Genomic DNA, 18,948 nt, shown 5'->3' with positions numbered 1-18,948 from the left:
CCCAGCCATTTACGAGCCATTAGCTCAGTTGGTAGAGCATCTGACTTTTAATCAGAGGGTCGAAGGTTCGAATCCTTCATGGCTCACCATTTTCGCGGAAGTAGTTCAGTGGTAGAATACAACCTTGCCAAGGTTGGGGTCGCGGGTTCGAATCCCGTCTTCCGCTTTATTACTAAGGGGCCTTAGCTCAGCTGGGAGAGCGCCTGCCTTGCACGCAGGAGGTCAGCGGTTCGATCCCGCTAGGCTCCATCTAAATAAAAAAGCTTACATCATATGATGTAAGCTTTTTTTGTATTTAAAAAGACAACTTTCATACTTGTCGTTTAAAATGAAGAAAATGTAAAAGTAAAGGATGGGGGATAATTGTGAAAGTTGTTATTGCATCTGATTCATATAAAGAAAGCTTAAAAGCTATAAAAGTATGTGAAGCTATTGAAAGAGGATTTGGAGCAATTTTTCCTAAAGCAGAGTACGTAAAAATACCAATTGGAGATGGAGGTGAAGGAACGGTTGATTCACTTGTGGATGCTACAGATGGAAGAATGATACCTCTTCATGTGACAGGACCGCTTAGAGAACGTGTACAAGCCTTTTACGGTATGTCTAAAGATAAAAAGACAGCGTTTGTTGAAATGGCAGCAGCATCAGGATTACAACATGTTCCGGTTAAAAAGCGAAACCCACTTATTACAACGACTAAAGGAACCGGAGAGCTTATACTACATGCGCTAGACGAAGGAGCCGAGCACATTATTTTAGGACTTGGCGGAAGTGCTACAAATGATGGCGGAGCAGGTATGTTGTCAGCTTTAGGGGTCAGGTTTATAAATGGAAAAGGGGAAGTAATAGAGCCATCTGGAGGAACGTTACATTCGATTGTCGCTATTGATTTTTCATGCATGGATTCACGCTTACTGCATATAAAGATAGAAGCAGCATGTGATGTAGATAATCCGTTAGTTGGAATAAAGGGAGCATCTTTCGTATTTGGGAGGCAAAAGGGTGCGAATGCAGAGATGATGAAAGAGCTGGATGAGAATTTAAAGCATTATGCGAATATCCTTAAACAATACTTATCTTGCGACGTATCTAAAATACCTGGCGCAGGAGCCGCAGGAGGAATGGGAGCAGCTGTTATTGCAGTGTTAAAGGGAAACTTGCGGAGAGGAATTGAAATTGTATTAGACTATACAAATTTTGATAAGCATATAGAAGGAGCAGATTTAATTATAACTGGCGAAGGGAGAATAGATGAACAAACAGCATATGGAAAGGCACCTGTAGGTGTTGCGGAGCGTGCAAAGCATTTTCGTATTCCTGTCATTGCTATTGGAGGATCTGTATCTCCGAATTATCCAGCTGTTCATGAAAAAGGAATCGATGCAGTATTTAGTATTACAGCGAGTCCTATGACATTAGAAGAGGCATATAAAGTAGCGGAAGAGAATATCGAAATGACAGCAAAGAATATTGCCGCAGTATGGAAAATAGCATCAGAAAAACACTTCTAAATGTAGGAGTGTTTTTTATTATTATTTAATAATAATGATGGTAGTTGTTTCATTAAGTTAACTTTATACATTGTATAGTCTTGAAATTGCGTTTTTAAAGCGAATATAAGTGAATAATTTGTATATCCATACAGAAAAATGTCGAGTTGAGTCAGACTATATAAAAGATTTAAAATATTTAGTGAAGGCATAAAAGGGGGATACTATCTATGAAAAAAGAAATCTCAGTTATTGGAGTTCCAATGGATTTAGGACAGATGCGTCGCGGGGTAGATATGGGGCCGAGTGCAATCCGTTATGCAGGCGTAATTGAAAGAATTAAAGAAATTGGATATGACGTTAAAGATATAGGAGATATATGTATAGAGAGAGAAAAAGAAGTAGATGTAAATACAAACTTAAGAAACCTTACACAAGTTGCAACTGTATGTAACGAATTAGCAAGTAAGGTGGATCATATTATAGAAGAGGGACGTTTTCCACTTGTATTAGGTGGTGACCATAGTATCGCAATTGGTACATTAGCTGGTGTTGCGAAACATTATAAAAATTTAGGTGTTATTTGGTACGATGCACATGGTGACTTAAATACAGAAGAAACTTCACCATCTGGAAATATTCATGGCATGTCACTTGCAGCAAGTTTAGGGTATGGACATCAAACGCTTGTAGATTTATACGGGGCATATCCAAAGGTGAAAAAAGAGAATGTTGTAATTATCGGTGCACGTGCATTAGATGAAGGAGAAAAAGACTTTATTCGCGAGGAAGGTATTAAAGTATTCTCGATGCATGAGATTGATCGTATGGGTATGACGGCTGTTATGGAAGAAACAATCGCTTATTTATCTCATACTGATGGTGTACATTTATCATTAGATTTAGATGGTCTTGATCCTCATGATGCACCAGGAGTTGGAACGCCTGTAATTGGTGGCCTATCTTATCGTGAAAGCCATTTAGCAATGGAAATGTTAGCGGAAGCTGATATTGTCACATCTGCTGAGTTTGTTGAAGTAAATACCATTTTAGATGAGCGAAACAGAACGGCAACAACGGCAGTTGCTTTAATGGGTTCTTTATTCGGTGAAAAACTAAAATAAATGTAAGAAAAGCAACTGAGAAGTTGCTTTTTTTATTTGAAAATAAGCGTATAATAATGATTTATATTATACTGTACGATAATAATGTTTGACATCTTGCCAATTTAGACTAAAGGGGGGTTGTTTGTAATTGTCGTTTGTTTCATGTATGGTATAATTAACTAGTTGTTGGAAATACATACAGATAGAGCATAAAACAATATTTCAATATATGGATAGAATTGCTCGTAAGTAGGAGGAAGGGTTAGCATGCCTTTTGAAGATACGACCATTTTGAAATATCTTAGTACGGTATTAGATATTGCCGTTGTATGGTTTATTATATATAAGTTAATTCTCATAATCCGAGGGACGAAAGCTGTTCAACTTTTAAAAGGGATTACAGTTATTATTGTCGTTCGGATGATCAGTATTTTCCTTGAATTGCATACGCTTTATTGGCTAACTGAGCAAGTATTAACGTGGGGATTTTTAGCCGTTATTATTATTTTCCAGCCAGAATTGCGAAGAGCACTTGAGCAGCTAGGACGCGGGAGTTTATTTTCGCGTGTTGGAACTCATGAGGATGATGAACCTGAAATCGTTGCAACAGCGATAGCGAAAGCAACGGAATATATGGGGAAACGTAGAATTGGTGCATTAATTACTTTGTCAAAAGAGACCGGTATGGGTGATTATGTGGAAACGGGTATTCCGCTAAATGCACACGTATCATCGGAATTACTTATTAATATTTTCATTCCTAATACACCTCTTCACGATGGAGCGGTCATTATGCAAGGAAGTACCATTAAAGCAGCAGCGTGTTATCTTCCGTTATCGGAAAGTCCGTTTATCTCTAAGGAACTAGGAACTAGGCATCGCGCTGCAATGGGAGTTAGTGAAGTTACTGATAGTATTACAGTAGTTGTGTCGGAAGAAACTGGCCAAATTTCTTTAACGAAAAATGGTAAGTTGCATCGTGATTTGAAGACAGAACAACTGAAAGATATGTTGTTAGCTGAATTTAGTGCGAGCGAAAAAACGACTTCTTCGTCTTTATGGAATTGGAGGAGAAAGCGTCATGGATAAGTTAATGGAGAATCATTGGTTTTTAAAAGGGATCTCATTACTATTGGCGTGTATGCTTTTTATGTCAGCGACTTTAACTGAAAAAAATACGACATCGGGGGTACTACCTTTCGCAAATGATGCGAAAGAAACCTTAACTAATTATGCCATTAACCTTAAGTATGATGAAGAGAAATATATTGTAAGTGGTATTCCGTCAGAGGGCGTTAAGGTGAAGTTAGAGGGCCCAAAAGCAGCAGTTGCTACAGCAAAAGCGAAAAAACAATTTGATATACCAGTTGATTTGAGAGATAGCGAAAAAGGAACTTATGAAGTTTCTTTGAAAACGAACGGGCTTCCAGATGATGTGAAAGGAACAGTTCAGCCATCAACAATTAAAATTACTCTACATGAAAAAGCGAGAAAATACGTTCATGTAGACTTAAAATTATCAAATGAGGATCAAATGCCAGCGGGTTCAACTCTTGAAAAATCAAACATTAAACCTGATACTGTTGAGGTAGTTGGGACGAAAGAAGAAATTGAAAGTATTTCATCTGCTAAGGCGTATATTGATTTAAAAGGTGTTAATAAAACTGTTACAAAAACAGCCGAAGTTACATTATACAATAGAGAAGGAAAACGTTTAAATGTAAGAACGAGTCCATCTAAAATTAGTGTAACATTGAATGTGGCGACGCAAGCTACGGCCAATAATACTGAAAAAACTGTTCCTGTAACGTATACGAAAAAGGGGAGTTTACCAGAAGGATTGGCCGTTACAAATATTAGCATTGAGCCGAGAGAAGTAACGATAGCAGGTCCAAAAGATATCTTGGATAATATACAATCGATAGAGGGGGTCGAAGTAGATCTTAGTCAATTGACAGAGTCTACAACATTCGATACCTCTGTTTTATTGCCAAAGGGTGTAACAAGTGCAAAACCGAATCAAGTGAAGGTTTCGGTAGGAGTGCAAAAAACAAAACAAACGAAAACAAGAACGATTGATGGTATATCAATTCAAAAAAATGGACTTTCTAAAGATGTTACGGCCCAGCTACTTTCACCGCAAGATGGGAAGATAAGCGTTGATATTTCAGGAGAAACAAGTATAGTAGATAAAATAACAGCTGCTCAAATAACAGCAGCCATTAATCTGCAAAATGTATCTCCGGGGACGAAGGATGTTTCTATTCAAGTGAGCGGTCCTGGTAATATTTCAATAGAGCCAAAGCAAAAAAGTGCCAAAGTCACAATTGTGAAGAAAGAAAATCCAGATAAAGAAGTACAGGGTAACGGTGAAAAACCAGATTCAAATAATAACCAAGATAATCAAACTGAAAAACCAAAAAATCCTGAACCTAAGCCTGACACGGAACAGGAACAAAATAAAGATAAAGAAACTAGTCAAGAGCCAACAGTAGATAATCAAAAAGAGCCAGAAAAAGGAGAGAATCATAATGGGTAAATATTTTGGTACAGATGGAGTACGCGGGGTTGCGAACCAGGAGTTAACGCCTGAATTAGCGTTCAAAATTGGACGTTTTGGTGGGTATGTATTAACAAAAGATACAGATCGTCCAAAAGTAATTATTGGCCGTGATACACGTATATCAGGACATATGTTAGAAGGAGCTTTAGTAGCGGGTCTATTATCAACTGGAGCAGAAGTAATGCGCCTTGGTGTTATTTCTACACCAGGTGTTGCTTATTTAACAAAAGCGCTAGATGCACAAGCAGGTGTTATGATTTCTGCATCTCATAATCCAGTACAGGATAATGGAATCAAATTCTTCGGTTCAGACGGTTTTAAATTAACAGATGAGCAAGAAGCAGAAATTGAAGCTTTATTAGACAAAGAAGTTGATGAGTTACCACGTCCAACAGGTACGAATCTTGGACAAGTGAGTGATTATTTTGAAGGCGGCCAAAAATATTTACAATATATTAAACAAACTGTAGAGGAAGATTTCTCTGGTTTACATATCGCTTTAGATTGTGCGCATGGTGCTACGTCTTCTTTAGCTCCATACTTATTTGCGGATTTAGAGGCTGATATTTCAACAATGGGAACTTCACCAAACGGCATGAATATTAACGATGGAGTAGGTTCTACACATCCAGAAGTATTAGCTAAATTAGTAAAAGACAAAGGCGCTGATATCGGTCTTGCTTTTGATGGTGATGGTGACCGTCTAATCGCTGTAGATGAAAAAGGAAACATCGTTGATGGCGATCAAATTATGTTTATTTGTGCGAAGTACATGAAAGAAACTGGTCAATTAAAGCATAATACAGTCGTTTCAACAGTTATGAGTAACTTAGGTTTCTATAAAGCACTTGAAGCTAACGGTATTACAAGTGATAAAACAGCAGTTGGTGACCGTTACGTAATGGAAGAGATGAAGCGTGGTGGTTACAACTTAGGTGGAGAACAATCTGGTCATATTATCTTACTTGATTACATTACAACTGGTGATGGAATGTTAAGTGCACTTCAATTGGTGAACATCATGAAAATGACGAAAAAACCATTATCTGAGCTTGCAGGTGAGATGACAAAATTCCCACAATTACTAGTAAACGTTCGTGTAACAGATAAAAAACTAGCATTAGAAAATGAAAAAATTAAAGATATTATTCGTGTTGTAGAGGAAGAAATGAACGGTGATGGCCGCATTCTTGTTCGTCCATCTGGAACAGAGCCACTTATTCGTGTAATGGCAGAAGCACCAACACAAGAAGTGTGTGACGCATATGTACATCGTATTGTAGAAGTTGTGAAAGCTGAAGTTGGCGCTGAATAATTCAATAAATTTATGAAAAGGGAGCACAAGAAGTGCTCCTTTTTCATATGTTTTATAGACGATGAAAAAAATTTCATTGACGGTTTATCTATGTTTGTTATAAGATGGTCTTGTTCTTTTTCTCAAAGGAAATATTGTAAATTATAGAAGCGCCAGAACTACAAGTAGTGTAGTTGACGAGGTGGAGTTTATCGAGATTTCGGCGGATGACTCCCGGTTGTTCATCACAACCGCAAGCTTTTACTTAAATCATTAAGGTGACTTAGTGGACAAAGGTGAAAGTGTGATGAGAGAAAAGGAACGGATACAAACTAGCTGTATAAGTATATACGGACTTAAACCCAATCGAGAGGAAGGTGAAAGCCGTTACAAGCTTACAGGGCTAGCAATATGTAATCCGTTTTTTTAGTATAAATAAAAATGGTATCGGACTATGTCGTTACATGTTCGCAGAGCAATGTAAGCATTTGTAACGGCGACTAAACATGTGTGGAATCGTAGGATTTATTGGAGAACAAGATGCAAAGGAAATTTTATTAAAAGGTTTAGAAAAGCTAGAATATCGTGGATATGATTCAGCAGGTATTGCAGTACAAGCAGAGAACGGTGTTGTTGTATACAAAGAAAAAGGTCGTATTGCAAAACTTCGCGAAATCGTAGATGAGAACGTAGCAGCAAGCGTGGGAATCGGTCACACACGCTGGGCTACACATGGTGTTCCAAGCAAAGTAAACGCGCATCCGCATCAAAGTACATCAAAACGCTTTACACTAGTTCATAACGGTGTAATTGAAAACTATGAATTAGTGAAAAAAGAATATTTACAAGATGTAACGTTCGTAAGTGAAACGGATACAGAGATTATCGTACAGCTTATGGAACAACAAGTGAGCACAGGACTAAGTGTAGAAGAAGCGTTCCGTAATACGCTATCTCTTTTACATGGCTCTTATGCAATCGGATTACTTGATGCTGAAAATCCAAACATGATTTATGTTGCTAAAAACAAAAGCCCGCTATTAGTAGGTGTTGGTGACAACTTTAATGTTGTGGCGAGCGACGCTATGGCGATGTTACAAGTTACAGATCAATTTATTGAGTTAATGGATAAAGAAATCGTAATCGTAACGAAAGAAAGTATTACAATTAAAAACTTACAAGGTGAAACGATTGAACGTGCACCGTTTACAGCGGAATTAGACGCAAGTGATATTGAAAAAGGAACATACCCTCATTTCATGCTTAAAGAAATCGATGAGCAACCACTTGTAATCCGTAATATAATTCAAAAGTATCAAGATGAAAATGGCGAGATTGAACTGAATGCAGACATCCGCAATGCGATTTTAGATAGCGATCGTATTTACATCATTGCATGTGGAACAAGTTATCATGCAGGTCTTGTTGGAAAACAATTTATCGAGAAGTTTGCAAAAATGCCAGTTGAAGTGCATGTAGCAAGTGAATTCTCTTATAACATGCCATTATTAACAGAAAGACCATTCTTCATTTATATTTCACAAAGTGGTGAAACAGCTGATAGCCGTGCAGTACTTGTGCAAACAAATGAAATGGGGCATAAAGCATTAACGATTACAAACGTACCTGGTTCTACACTTTCTCGTGAAGCTGATTACACACTTCCGTTATACGCGGGACCAGAAATCGCAGTTGCATCAACGAAAGCGTACACAGCACAACTTGCAGTACTTTCAATTTTAGCTGCGGACATTGCTAAAGCAAAAGGCGAAGTTCTTGATTTCGATTTAACACACGAATTAGGACTTGTAGCAAATGCAATGATAGAACTTTGTGATCAAAAAGAAGAAATGGACGCATTAGCAAAACAATTTTTAGCAACAACTCGTAACTGTTTCTTCATCGGACGTAGCGTAGACTTCTACGTAGGATTAGAAGGTGCGTTAAAGCTAAAAGAAATCTCTTACATCCAAGCAGAAGGATTTGCTGGAGGAGAATTAAAACACGGTACAATCGCCTTAATCGAAAACGGTACACCAGTTATCGCACTTGCTACACAAGAGCACGTAAACCTTGGAATTCGTGGTAACGTGAAAGAAGTAGTAGCACGCGGAGCTAACCCATGTATCATCTCAATGAAAGGCTTAGAAATGGAAGGTGACAGCTTCGTATTACCAGCTGTACACGAAGCGCTAGCACCGCTAGTAGCAGTTATTCCATTCCAACTTATCTCATACTACGCGGCACTTCACCGCGAATGTGACGTTGATAAGCCACGTAATTTAGCTAAGTCTGTTACTGTTGAGTAGGAGATTGGTAGGTTAATAAATATAGTGTAGATTTTAAATAAATTTACGAATTTGTACCCCTTTGGATAGTTTATCTAAAGGGGTATTTTTGTGCCGAAAAAGAACATCTAAAATTGCTAAGTGGATAGCACCCTACTAATGAAAGTTTTACTTTATCGGATTTGGAATAGAACCACTTTTATTTATTTGAATTTTCCGTTACTATTTTAAGTATCATTGAACCATTTTCTTTATTATAAAGAGAAGAGACGATAGATTCATGGACATTACAAGGGGGCTTATTATATGAAAGTGAAAGCAAAAACATATTTAAGTATAGAAGAGATTATTTCATTACCGGCCTTATCAAGTGCAAACATAAGTGATGATGGCAAAAACGTAGCGTTTGTTAAGAAGACAGCTAACTGGAAAGACAATACGTATAGAAATCATGTATGGATATATGAAAAGGATAAAGAGCAGAGTTACCCACTAACAGATGGGGATATAGATAGTACACATCCATTATGGTCTCCAGATTCTAAGACTATTGCATACCTTAGCCCAGGTAGTGACGGGGAGAATACAAATCAAATCTTTGTTAAGTCCATAGCCGGTGGTAGTGAGGTTCAAATTACGAACGAGAAGGAGGGAGTTAATACATTCAAATGGGAGCCTACTGGTAAAGGTTTTTATTATATTGCACAGTCAAAAGAATGTGAGGAAATAAAGAAACGTAAGGAGCTATATGGAGAGTTCCACCATGTAGGTAAGGAACATCGAAATAATTGTTTATACTACATTGAGCTAGAAAAAGTGATACAAAATGATAAAGAGGAACGCGAGATTAACGGTGTTTATCAACTAACGGATGGTAAGGATTTTTATATACATAACTTTGATATTTCAAATGATGGGAAAAAGGTTGTATGTATGGCTACACTAAGCTTAAACGATTATATGAATGATGATCTATATATATTAGATGTTGAAGCTGGGGAACTACAAAAAATGAATATGGATAAGTTGTTAGGAGGGAGCGTTTGCTTTTCTCCTGAGAGCAACAAAATATGTTACGCAGCAAGCATAAGAGAGAAGGATTACTATAGAAATCATATACAAGATAATACATTAGAGATATATGATATGAATACTGGAGAAGTGATTCAACCTTTAACCGATTTTGATAGTACGGTTATGCCATTGCAGTGGACAGCTAAAGGGGTTTTAATTAGATGGCAGGATAAAACGAATTACCGTATTGGCTTGCTGTGTCAGGATGGCACTGTGGAGATGTTAAGCGAAACGTTAGATGGTTTTATAATGGATGCCTCTATAACAAGGGATGGCAATCATATAACATATACTAAGGCTATAACAAATGAAACCTTTGAAATCTATTTGGATGATAAAAAAGTAACAAATGAAAATAGCTTTTTCGAAGGAAGGCTTAAAAGTAACAGAGAAATCATCTCATGGAAAAGTAGTGATGGTCTTGAAATAGAGGGTGTTCTATCAACCCCAGTAGAGTGTGACTTAAATAAAAAATATCCCTTATTAGTAGTAATCCATGGTGGTCCAGCTTGGGCATCCTTTCCGATATTTTCAGACTGTTTTAATGAGAAATATCCGATTGAACAGTTTATCGAAAAAGGCTTTATCGTTTTAGAGCCAAACTATAGAGGAAGTTCTGGTTATGGTAATGAATTTTTAAAAGCAAACTATAGAAAACAAGGATTTGCTGACTACGATGATGTTATATCTGGAGTGGATGCACTAGTAGAAAAAGGAATTGTAGATAAAGATAGAGTAGGAGTTATGGGATGGAGTAACGGAGGATATATATCTGCTTTCTGTTCTACATTTAGTGATAGATTTAAAGCTATCTCAGTTGGGGGAGGAATTACGAACTGGAGTACTCATTATGTAAATACAGATATCCCTTACTTTATTAGCATGTATTTAGGAAATACTCCATGGAATGATCCAGAGATATATAAGAAAACATCACCAATGACATATATTAAATCAGCCTGTACGCCTACGTTAATTCAACATGGGGAAAAGGATGTAAGAATTCCAATTACAAATGCATATGAGCTATATGAAGGGTTAAGAGATATGGAAGTTGATACGGAGTTAATTATATTTAAAGGAATGGCATATAGTTCTGATCAGCCGGGAATGAATGTAGCTATTATGAAGCAGAACTTGATGTGGTTTTCACACTATATTCTTGAGGAAAGTATGAAAGATTTTCGTACTATATAATGGATATCCGCACAGGGATTTTTCGTTGTGCAATTGTATCAGATTGTTGTAAACTGTATGCAAACCATTATTGAGAAGATTTAAATGATTATAGGGAACGGAATTCGGAGGACTAATATGACAGCGAATAAGAATGAGTTATCTGTAGAACAACGTGAAGAACTATTAAAAGTATTACAAGCTCGTTTTGAGAAAAACATGAACCGCCATGAAGGTCTTGAATGGGCTAAGATTGAAGCGAAGCTGGCTACTAATACTGAAAAATTGTGGTCAATTCATGAAATGGAAGTAACTGGCGGTGAGCCGGATGTTGTTGGTTATAATGAAGAGAAGGACGAGTATACTTTCTATGATTGTTCAAAGGAGAGTCCTAAAGGCCGCAGAAGTCTTTGTTATGATCTTGAAGCGTTAGAATCAAGAAAAAAACATAAACCAGAAAATAACGTTATTGATGTTGCAAATGCTATGGGCATTGAACTATTAACGGAAGAACAATATCGGGAATTGCAACAACTTGGGGATTTTGACATGAAATCATCAAGTTGGGTACAAACACCTTCAGATATTCGAGAACTCGGTGGTGCTCTATTTTGCGATTATCGCTTCGGACATGTTTTCGTGTACCACAATGGAGCAGATTCCTATTATGCTGCCAGAGGATTCCGTGGTTCGTTAAGAGTTTAAATTTGGAGTAAGTAAGAAAAGAGCCTATACTTAGGCTCTTTTTCTTATTTATATTTTAAAAGTAAACTGTTACTACGCAGTTTTACTTAATTTATATGTTTCATGGTTGTTTTTACGGAAAAGTTTAGGGAAAACATAGCCATCTAATCCAATACGTCCAGCGTTATGACCTGCAACTAAAATGAACATAGTTAAAATAAGCAGATTTGGGTTTACACTAACAGTTCCACTTAGTAAAAATGAAAGATTCATTATAATTCCAAAGAATGCAGCAGTTTTTGTTAATCCGCCTAAAATTAAACCTAGACCTACTAAAATTTCTCCCCATTGAACTAAAAAGCTAAATAGGTCTGCGTTTGGAAGAACAAAGTGTTGAAGGAAGTCTGCCCACCAACTTTGTACTGCAGGGTGGTCACCTGATGCTTGAGCAATAGCGCCCTTTAGAAAACCACTTGCGTCAAAAGATTGTCCGAAGACTTTGCCTATCCCAGCAGCGAGCCATGTATATCCTATATAAAGCCGTAAAAGTAATAATATGAAAGTAGCACGTTTATCAGTTCTTAAAAAATTGATAACCATTGAAATCCCTCCAATATTGTATTTACACGTTTATTATATATCCATTGTGAAAAAAATCACAATGGATATAATGTGAACAAATTTATGATTTTTTATTTATAAAATTGCACATACAATATTGTGAAGTTTATTTTTGAAAATTAAGCAATAAATCAGGGATAGGAGCTATCTATTGTAGCGGCTAGCTCCCGTAGTAAACAGGTTCATGTATGCTCTTTAAGTTCATATGGGCATTCCGGATTACTTCTCTGGCTTTATATAAGGAATAACTTGTGCAGTCACCCCTACAGAAGCACCTCGAATAAAGTCTTGGTTTTCTAATGCCTTAAAGTTTTCCGTTCTCCCAGTTAGCATAACACCTAAAATTTTCACTTGATCGAATGGTTTGTCCTTGTTTGATTTTAAAAACTTTTGGATATCTTCGTCATATCCATCGTCATCGAATTGTTTAAGTGAATCAAAGAACCTTTTGTATGCTTCTTCAGGGGATTTTTCTGGATTAAATCCGTAAACTGGCATACCGGAAGGACCTCTGCTTTCATCTTTAATAGGTGAGACCATATATAGCCATACGATATTTAAGTTATCTGGTAGTTTCTTTTGAATTTCTTTTAATGTATAAGCTTTATCGAAAGAGATAGCAACTTCTGCTACATAGTTATCCATTGTTGAAACTGCACTTAATTCATTTTTGACGCCATCATGATATTTCTTGATGGCTGGATTATAAAATGTAGCAACTTTATTTTTCGTTTGTTTATCATAATTGTAAGACTCGGTACTAGAACTAGACCAATAAGAACCTGGTATTAACTCGTTGTAATCGATGTTAGAACGAAACCAGTCGTAAGAGCTTGTCAGTGTATTCCATCGCACTAAGTAACCGTTAATGTTTTTAGAACGATTAGATACGATATTGCCACCAAACATAGAGGAATTACTCGTAACTTGAGAATCAATATGGACATTGGGCTCTGCAATTGCATTATGTAAAAAGAGTCGTTCGTGAAGCTTTGTAGAGCTTTTCGCTGCAAAGTAATTGCCAACTTTATAAATGATAGGGATAAGCACCATGACAACGATAATAGAGGTAATGATGATTTTAAGTAACTGTTTTCTTTTAGCCTTTTTTAATGCATCTTTTAAAGAAGTATCCATTAAGGTGTTCCTCCTATTTTTGAGTGAATTGCTTTACGTGCACGCTGTAACTTTTGTTTGACGCTGTTTACTTGAATATCTAGTATTAGAGCGATTTCTTCGTATGTAAAAGCGTAGTAATATTTTAAAAAGAAGGCTTCTTTGTATTCTAGTTTTATATCTTTTAATAAATAGAAAATCTCATCTTTATTTAAAACTGCATCCAATTCTCGGTCTGTATATTGAAGTTTTGAATAAATTTCTTCAGTTAAGTAGATATTTTGCTGTTCTTTTCTTCGTTTTAAATCAATGTATTCATTTAATGCGACTCTAAAAAACCACGGACGAATGTTACTCTCGGTTAAGTCATCTAGCAATGTGTATACTTTATAGAAAGTATTTTGGATGATGTCTTCTGCATCTTCCTTTATAGCTCCTTTCGCTAATAGTAGTTTGAACACTTCCTCTCCTAAATTGATAAGATAGGAGGTCAATATATTTTCTTTTCCCATCATTTTTCCTCCCTACACTTATACAACGAACAGGTAATGGTAAATGTATACACTTAAACTTAAATTAGTTATTAACTATGGTTTATAGTACAGGATACTTTATAAATAGGAGTGGTTATTTTATTTTTGAAATATTAAATCTTTAATGCTAAAATAAAATTTGGAGATATATGGAGAGGGGATAAAGACTCGATATGTGGATGAACTTGTGATGATTCGAAATTTAGATAGATAAATTTTTCTCTCATAAGTGAGGGTTTATTTAGTTATCTGTAAATCATTCAAGGACTGCATATTTGGCTTGTACATCCCTTTTGTAAGGATAATGTGTAGGGAAATTCATATCTCTTATATAAAGTATGCGTCCTTTAAATTGGAGGAGTATATGATGAATCAATTAAAAAATAAAATAGCAGTTGTTACAGGTGTAAGTCGTCTAGATGGTATAGGCGCAGCGATTTGTAAAGAATTAGCTGGAGCAGGATATGATATATTTTTTACGTATTGGACAGCGTACGATAAAGAAATGCCTTGGGGCGTTGATCAAAGTGAACAAATACAATTAAAAGAAGAGTTACTAAAAAACGGTGTGAAAGTATCGAGTATGGAGTTAGATTTAACTCAGAATGATGCACCGAAAGAGCTTATAAATAAAGTTACTGAACAACTAGGTTACCCTCATATATTAATTAATAATGCAGCGTATTCTAAAAATAATGACTTCTCTAATTTGACTGCTGAAGAATTAGATAAGCACTACATAGTAAATGTTCGTGCAACTACATTGTTAAGTAGTCAATTTGCCCGAGGATTTGATAAGAAATCTGGTGGTAGAATTGTGAATATGACGTCGGGACAATTTCAAGGGCCTATGGTTGGAGAGCTAGCGTATGCAACAACGAAGGGAGCTATTGATGCCCTTACGAGTTCGTTGTCAGCTGAAGTCGCCCACCTAGGTATAACAGTGAATGCAATTAATCCAGGTCCAACTAGTACAGGCTGGATGACTGAAGAGATAAAGCAAGGATTAAAGCCGATGTTTCCTTTTGGTAGAATTGGTGAGCCGAGGGACGCGGCAAGACTCATTAAGTTTTTAGTAAGTGAAGAAGCAGAATGGATTACTGGACAAGTTATTCATTCTGAAGGTGGATTTAAAAGGTAAAAAGAAGGTATCTCACCCTAGTGAGATACCTTCTTTTTTAATCTTTCTTCAATCTTCGTGCAACACCGTTCCCTAAAGATTGTAGCCCTTGAACGAGGATAATTAAAATAAAGACAGTTGCATACATTACTTCCGGTTCGTAGCGTAAATGTCCGAATCGATATGCTAAATCACCAAGACCGCCAGCACCTACAAGTCCAGCCATTGCTGTTGCACCGATTAAACCAATCGTTGCAATTGTTAATCCAAGTACAAGGGAGGGACGAGCTTCTTTCACCATAACGTGCCAAATGATTTTTATAGTAGAAATGCCCATCGCTTGGTAAGCTTCAATAACACCACGATCTACTTCTAATAAAGCTGTCTCCATTAATCGTGCAATATAAGGAGCTGTGAATACGACAAGTGGTACGATAACACCTTGCACACCAATGGAGGTTCCCATTAGAAACTTTGTAAAAGGTAAAATGAAGAATAATAGAATGATAAATGGAAGAGAGCGAATTATATTAATAACGGTATTAAGAATAGGATAAATAATTTTATTTTCATGCTGTCCACCAGGTCGCGTTAAAACAAGTGTAACGCCAAGTGGTAATGCAATAAGGATAGAGATAAATAGTGAAATAGATGTCATTTGAAATGTTTGAATGGTTGCTTCCCATATGACTTTACCCCATTCATCCAAAAAGGATTTGTTTCTCATAGTCTGTTCTACCTCCTTCTACGATGATCCCTTGCTCTTGTAAAAATGATAAAGCGCGGTCTACTTCAGTTTTTTCACCTTGCATATGAATAATCAGTTTCCCGTATGCTTCATGTTTTAACTGCGTAATATTACCGGATAAAATATTCGGATACACTTGAAAGCGTTTTGTAGCGATAGCTAACGCTGGTTCGCCAGAAGAGGTTCCTATAAATGAAAGTGTTACGATTTCTCCGGTTCTTTGAAGTTCTTTTTGTACTTCTTCTGGAATTTTAGCTGCAAATGCACTGTTTACGAATTTCTTTGTTGTTGTATGCTGTGGGTTTGTGAAGATATCCTTCACAGTCCCGCTTTCAACTACTGCTCCATGTTCCATAACAGCAACTCGGTCACATATACGCTGGATAACATTCATTTCATGTGTAATTAATAAAATTGTGATCCCGATTTCTTCATTAATCTTTAATAATAGGTCGAGAATAGATTCAGTTGTTTCTGGATCCAAAGCACTCGTTGCTTCGTCGCTTAATAACACTTCCGGTTCATGTGATAGTGCACGTGCAATGGCAACACGTTGCTTCTGGCCGCCAGAAAGTTCGCTCGGATATGCATCTTTTCGGTTAAAAAGATCGACAATACGTAAATACTTTTCTACCCTTTTTTCAATTTCATTTTTGGGAAGACCAGATAGACGTAACGGTAATGCGATATTTTCATAAACTGTCACAGTTTTAAGTAAGTTGAATCCTTGAAAAATCATTCCGATTTTTTGTCTCGATTTTGCTAGTTCTTTTGCTGATAAAGTTGTTAAGTCTTGGCCGTTTACAATGATATTTCCTGTCGTTGGTTTTTCTAATAAATTTACACATCGAATTAATGTACTTTTACCAGCGCCACTATATCCAATGATTCCAAATACTTCGCCCTTTTTTACTTGAAGGGAAGTAGGTTTAAGAGCTTCTACATTCCCTTTTTTTGTTGTAAATACTTTGGATACATTTTTTAATTCAATCATTATCGTCAGCTCCTACCAAGATGGTAAAACTGAACCATCAAATTTTTTCTCGATAAATTCTTTTACTTCTTTAGATTGATAAGCTTTCTTTAATTTATTTACAACAGCATCATCTTTATTTTCAGTACGAACAACGACCCAGTTTACATATGGTGAATCTTTTCCTTCACGGAAAATAGAATCTTTCGCAGGGCTTAATTTTGCACCTAATGCAAAGTTTGTATTAATTGCAGCTGCTTTCACTTCACTTAGTTGTGTCGGTAATTGAGATGCCTCTAATTCAACAATCTTTAAATTTTTTGGATTTTCAATTACATCTTTCGCAGTCGCTTTTTCTGTAGCCTTTGGATCCACTTTTAAAACGCCTGCTTTTTCAAATAGCTTTAAAGCTCGAAGTTCATTCGTTGGATCATTTGGTACAGCGATTGCGTCGCCCTCTTTTAAGTCTTTTACATCTTTTATGTCTTTAGAATATACGCCCATAGGGAATGTTACTGTTGAAAATACTTCAGTTAATTTCATATTACGTTCCGCTTTAAATACGTCTAAATATGATTTCGTTTGATAGCTATTTACATCGAGGCTTTTTTCATCTAAAGATACGTTCGGTGCTACATAATCATTAAATACTTTTACATCAATCTCGAGTCCGTCTTTCGCTGCCACTTCTTTTACCTTTTCAAAAATTTGTTCATGTGGTCCACCTGTTACACCGACAGTAATCTTTTTCTCATCTAATGCTTTTACCTCTTTATCAGAATTAGCACCACATGCACCTAACAATAATACCGCTCCACTTACAATGCTCAATAATACTTTTCTCATCTATAGTTCCCCCTTCATATACGTTCCAAAATAAAAAGCACCTCTCAAAAATAAGAGAGGTGCCGAATAGATAAAATAGGTTCCTCTCTTATCTTCCAAAACGAAAACTCGTTTTGCAGGAATTAGCACCTTAGCTTATACGTCATAAGCTCGGTTGCCGGGCATCATCGGGCCAGTCCCTCCGCCACTCTTGATAAGAGTATGTGTATGTAGTTTTTTAATATGGTACTAATAGTAAATCTTACAAAAAGAATTGTCAATGTTATTTTCTGAATATATTTTATTTTAAGGTAATAGAAACGTTACCTTTCTTATGTCCCTTTTCCACATACATATGAGCTTCAGCAATTTCTTCTAATCGGTAAGTTTTATCAATAACAGGTTTTAAATGTTCTGTTTCAGTTAGTTCTTTTAGTAGAATCATATCCTCTTTACTTACCTTTGCCATCATTCCATTAACAGATACATATTTTCCATTGGGTGTTAATGCATTTGTACAAAGGGATTTTTTATACTTTCCAACTGCATCAAATATAATATCGTAGCGCTCGCGCCTCTTAGTAAAATCTTCTTTCGTATAATCAATTACTTTATCAGCTCCTAAAGATTGAACGAGTTCAAAATTTGAATTACTACAAACACCCGTAACGGTTGCACCGAAATATTTAGCAAGTTGTACAGCAGCTGTTCCTACCGATCCTGAGGCACCATATATGAGCACTTGTTGCCCTTTTTTTATACAACCCTTTCTCAGGAAATGTAATGCTGAAGTTCCACCAAAAGGAATAACTGCCGCTTCTTCATACGTCACATTGGTAGGTTTTAATGTTATTAATCCACTTTCATGTACGCATGTGTACTCGGCATAACCACCGAGGTTTAGTTCTGTTAATGCAAAGATAGAATCTCCTTTTTTAAATTGGGTTACATCTGTTCCTATTTCTTCGATTTCACCGGATAACTCTACGCCAAGTATAGGTTTTCTCGGTTTTCTGAAACCTAATATGATCCGCATAGGAATCCAAAATAAGAGGGGACTATTAAAACCGCGTATTCTACAATCTCCAGTCGATACACTTGTTGCGTGAATTTTAATTAATACTTCGTTCTTTTTAGGTGTAGGTTTCTCTATATTTTGAAGCTGAAGAACGTTAGGTGGTCCATATTTTGTGCAAATCATTGCTTTCATAATAACCTCCCGAATTTCGTTGTTTTTATTTACATCATATTTAAACCTTTCATCAAACATGTTGTTATTTAGAGCTGAATTTAAATAATGACATTGGAAATCATATAGATTTAACAGATGAAAAAGT

The 18,948-nt window shown here is 36.3% G+C and carries 16 protein-coding genes, 3 tRNA genes, 1 pseudogene and 1 riboswitch; of the genes and pseudogenes, 13 read left to right on the top strand and 7 right to left on the bottom strand.

The annotated features are described in order from the left end of the window. The first annotated feature begins 13 nt into the window (after positions 1 to 13). The 12 genes and pseudogenes from ACLBWW_RS25810 to ACLBWW_RS25755 all read left to right on the top strand — a co-directional run bounded on the left by ACLBWW_RS25810 (position 14) and on the right by ACLBWW_RS25755 (position 11,696). Positions 14 to 89, top strand: a tRNA-Lys gene (locus ACLBWW_RS25810). A gap of 5 nt (positions 90 to 94) precedes the next feature. Beyond that, positions 95 to 166: transfer RNA gene (locus ACLBWW_RS25805), tRNA-Gly, on the top strand. 10 nt (positions 167 to 176) lie between these two features. Continuing rightward, positions 177 to 249: transfer RNA gene (locus ACLBWW_RS25800), tRNA-Ala, on the top strand. Positions 250 to 365: 116 nt separating this feature from the next. Next, positions 366 to 1,511, top strand: coding sequence for a glycerate kinase (locus ACLBWW_RS25795; RefSeq protein ID WP_098814321.1), 1,146 nt, complete (start codon positions 366 to 368; stop codon positions 1,509 to 1,511). 209 nt (positions 1,512 to 1,720) lie between these two features. Next, positions 1,721 to 2,614, top strand: a complete 894-nt coding sequence (rocF, locus tag ACLBWW_RS25790) for an arginase (protein ID WP_048542989.1) — start codon at positions 1,721 to 1,723, stop codon at positions 2,612 to 2,614. A 249-nt stretch (positions 2,615 to 2,863) separates the two neighbouring features. Further along, positions 2,864 to 3,685, top strand: coding sequence for a diadenylate cyclase CdaA (cdaA, locus tag ACLBWW_RS25785; RefSeq protein ID WP_001115707.1), 822 nt, complete (start codon positions 2,864 to 2,866; stop codon positions 3,683 to 3,685). Next, entirely contained in the window at positions 3,678 to 5,135 is a 1,458-nt protein-coding gene (locus tag ACLBWW_RS25780) for a CdaR family protein (protein ID WP_048542988.1), read from the top strand. Before cdaA ends, ACLBWW_RS25780 begins: the two co-directional genes overlap by 8 nt. After that, positions 5,128 to 6,474 (top strand): phosphoglucosamine mutase, encoded by a 1,347-nt coding sequence (gene glmM / locus ACLBWW_RS25775; RefSeq protein WP_048542987.1) that lies wholly within the window; start codon positions 5,128 to 5,130, stop codon positions 6,472 to 6,474. Before ACLBWW_RS25780 ends, glmM begins: the two co-directional genes overlap by 8 nt. A 286-nt stretch (positions 6,475 to 6,760) precedes the next feature. Continuing rightward, a pseudogene (locus tag ACLBWW_RS25770) lies at positions 6,761 to 6,947 on the top strand (hypothetical protein). A gap of 12 nt (positions 6,948 to 6,959) precedes the next feature. After that, positions 6,960 to 8,762, top strand: a complete 1,803-nt coding sequence (gene glmS / locus ACLBWW_RS25765) for a glutamine--fructose-6-phosphate transaminase (isomerizing) (protein WP_000334153.1) — start codon at positions 6,960 to 6,962, stop codon at positions 8,760 to 8,762. A gap of 285 nt (positions 8,763 to 9,047) precedes the next feature. Next, positions 9,048 to 11,012, top strand: coding sequence for a S9 family peptidase (locus ACLBWW_RS25760; RefSeq protein WP_048542986.1), 1,965 nt, complete (start codon positions 9,048 to 9,050; stop codon positions 11,010 to 11,012). A 117-nt stretch (positions 11,013 to 11,129) separates the two neighbouring features. After that, complete coding sequence (locus tag ACLBWW_RS25755) at positions 11,130 to 11,696, top strand: DUF4256 domain-containing protein (RefSeq protein ID WP_048542985.1); 567 nt, start codon at positions 11,130 to 11,132, stop codon at positions 11,694 to 11,696. Between the two features lie 72 nt (positions 11,697 to 11,768). On the opposite strand, the gene ACLBWW_RS25750 is transcribed toward ACLBWW_RS25755, so the two are convergent. The 3 genes from ACLBWW_RS25750 to ACLBWW_RS25740 all read right to left on the bottom strand — a co-directional run bounded on the left by ACLBWW_RS25750 (position 11,769) and on the right by ACLBWW_RS25740 (position 13,924). Further along, on the bottom strand, positions 11,769 to 12,275 hold the full coding sequence (locus ACLBWW_RS25750) for a DoxX family membrane protein (RefSeq protein WP_048542984.1): 507 nt from the start codon (positions 12,273 to 12,275) through the stop codon (positions 11,769 to 11,771). Positions 12,276 to 12,515: 240 nt separating this feature from the next. Continuing rightward, complete coding sequence (locus tag ACLBWW_RS25745) at positions 12,516 to 13,433, bottom strand: sigma factor regulator N-terminal domain-containing protein (protein WP_048542983.1); 918 nt, start codon at positions 13,431 to 13,433, stop codon at positions 12,516 to 12,518. After that, on the bottom strand, positions 13,433 to 13,924 hold the full coding sequence (locus ACLBWW_RS25740; RefSeq protein ID WP_048542982.1) for an RNA polymerase sigma factor: 492 nt from the start codon (positions 13,922 to 13,924) through the stop codon (positions 13,433 to 13,435). Before ACLBWW_RS25740 ends, ACLBWW_RS25745 begins: the two co-directional genes overlap by 1 nt. Before the next feature lie 385 nt (positions 13,925 to 14,309). Between ACLBWW_RS25740 and ACLBWW_RS25735 the strand changes: the two genes are divergently transcribed. Then, positions 14,310 to 15,086, top strand: coding sequence for an SDR family oxidoreductase (locus ACLBWW_RS25735; protein WP_048542981.1), 777 nt, complete (start codon positions 14,310 to 14,312; stop codon positions 15,084 to 15,086). Between the two features lie 37 nt (positions 15,087 to 15,123). On the opposite strand, the gene ACLBWW_RS25730 is transcribed toward ACLBWW_RS25735, so the two are convergent. The 4 genes from ACLBWW_RS25730 to ACLBWW_RS25715 form a co-directional block, all read right to left on the bottom strand. Beyond that, positions 15,124 to 15,792, bottom strand: coding sequence for a methionine ABC transporter permease (locus tag ACLBWW_RS25730; RefSeq protein WP_098123243.1), 669 nt, complete (start codon positions 15,790 to 15,792; stop codon positions 15,124 to 15,126). Next, positions 15,767 to 16,807, bottom strand: a complete 1,041-nt coding sequence (locus ACLBWW_RS25725) for a methionine ABC transporter ATP-binding protein (protein WP_098221875.1) — start codon at positions 16,805 to 16,807, stop codon at positions 15,767 to 15,769. Before ACLBWW_RS25725 ends, ACLBWW_RS25730 begins: the two co-directional genes overlap by 26 nt. A 12-nt stretch (positions 16,808 to 16,819) precedes the next feature. Beyond that, the gene (locus ACLBWW_RS25720) at positions 16,820 to 17,632 is read right to left on the bottom strand and encodes a MetQ/NlpA family ABC transporter substrate-binding protein (protein WP_098048776.1); all 813 of its coding nucleotides are present in this window, start codon (positions 17,630 to 17,632) and stop codon (positions 16,820 to 16,822) included. 85 nt (positions 17,633 to 17,717) lie between these two features. Beyond that, a riboswitch (SAM riboswitch) is annotated at positions 17,718 to 17,832 on the bottom strand. Positions 17,833 to 17,912: 80 nt separating this feature from the next. Then, complete coding sequence (locus ACLBWW_RS25715) at positions 17,913 to 18,821, bottom strand: NAD(P)-dependent alcohol dehydrogenase (protein WP_048542973.1); 909 nt, start codon at positions 18,819 to 18,821, stop codon at positions 17,913 to 17,915. Between the last annotated feature and the right edge of the window lie 127 nt (positions 18,822 to 18,948).

The organism is Bacillus sp. M5A3_1b (assembly GCF_053345335.1).
Note: the sequence above shows the minus strand (reverse complement) of the source record. Positions and strands in the feature narration are given on the sequence as shown.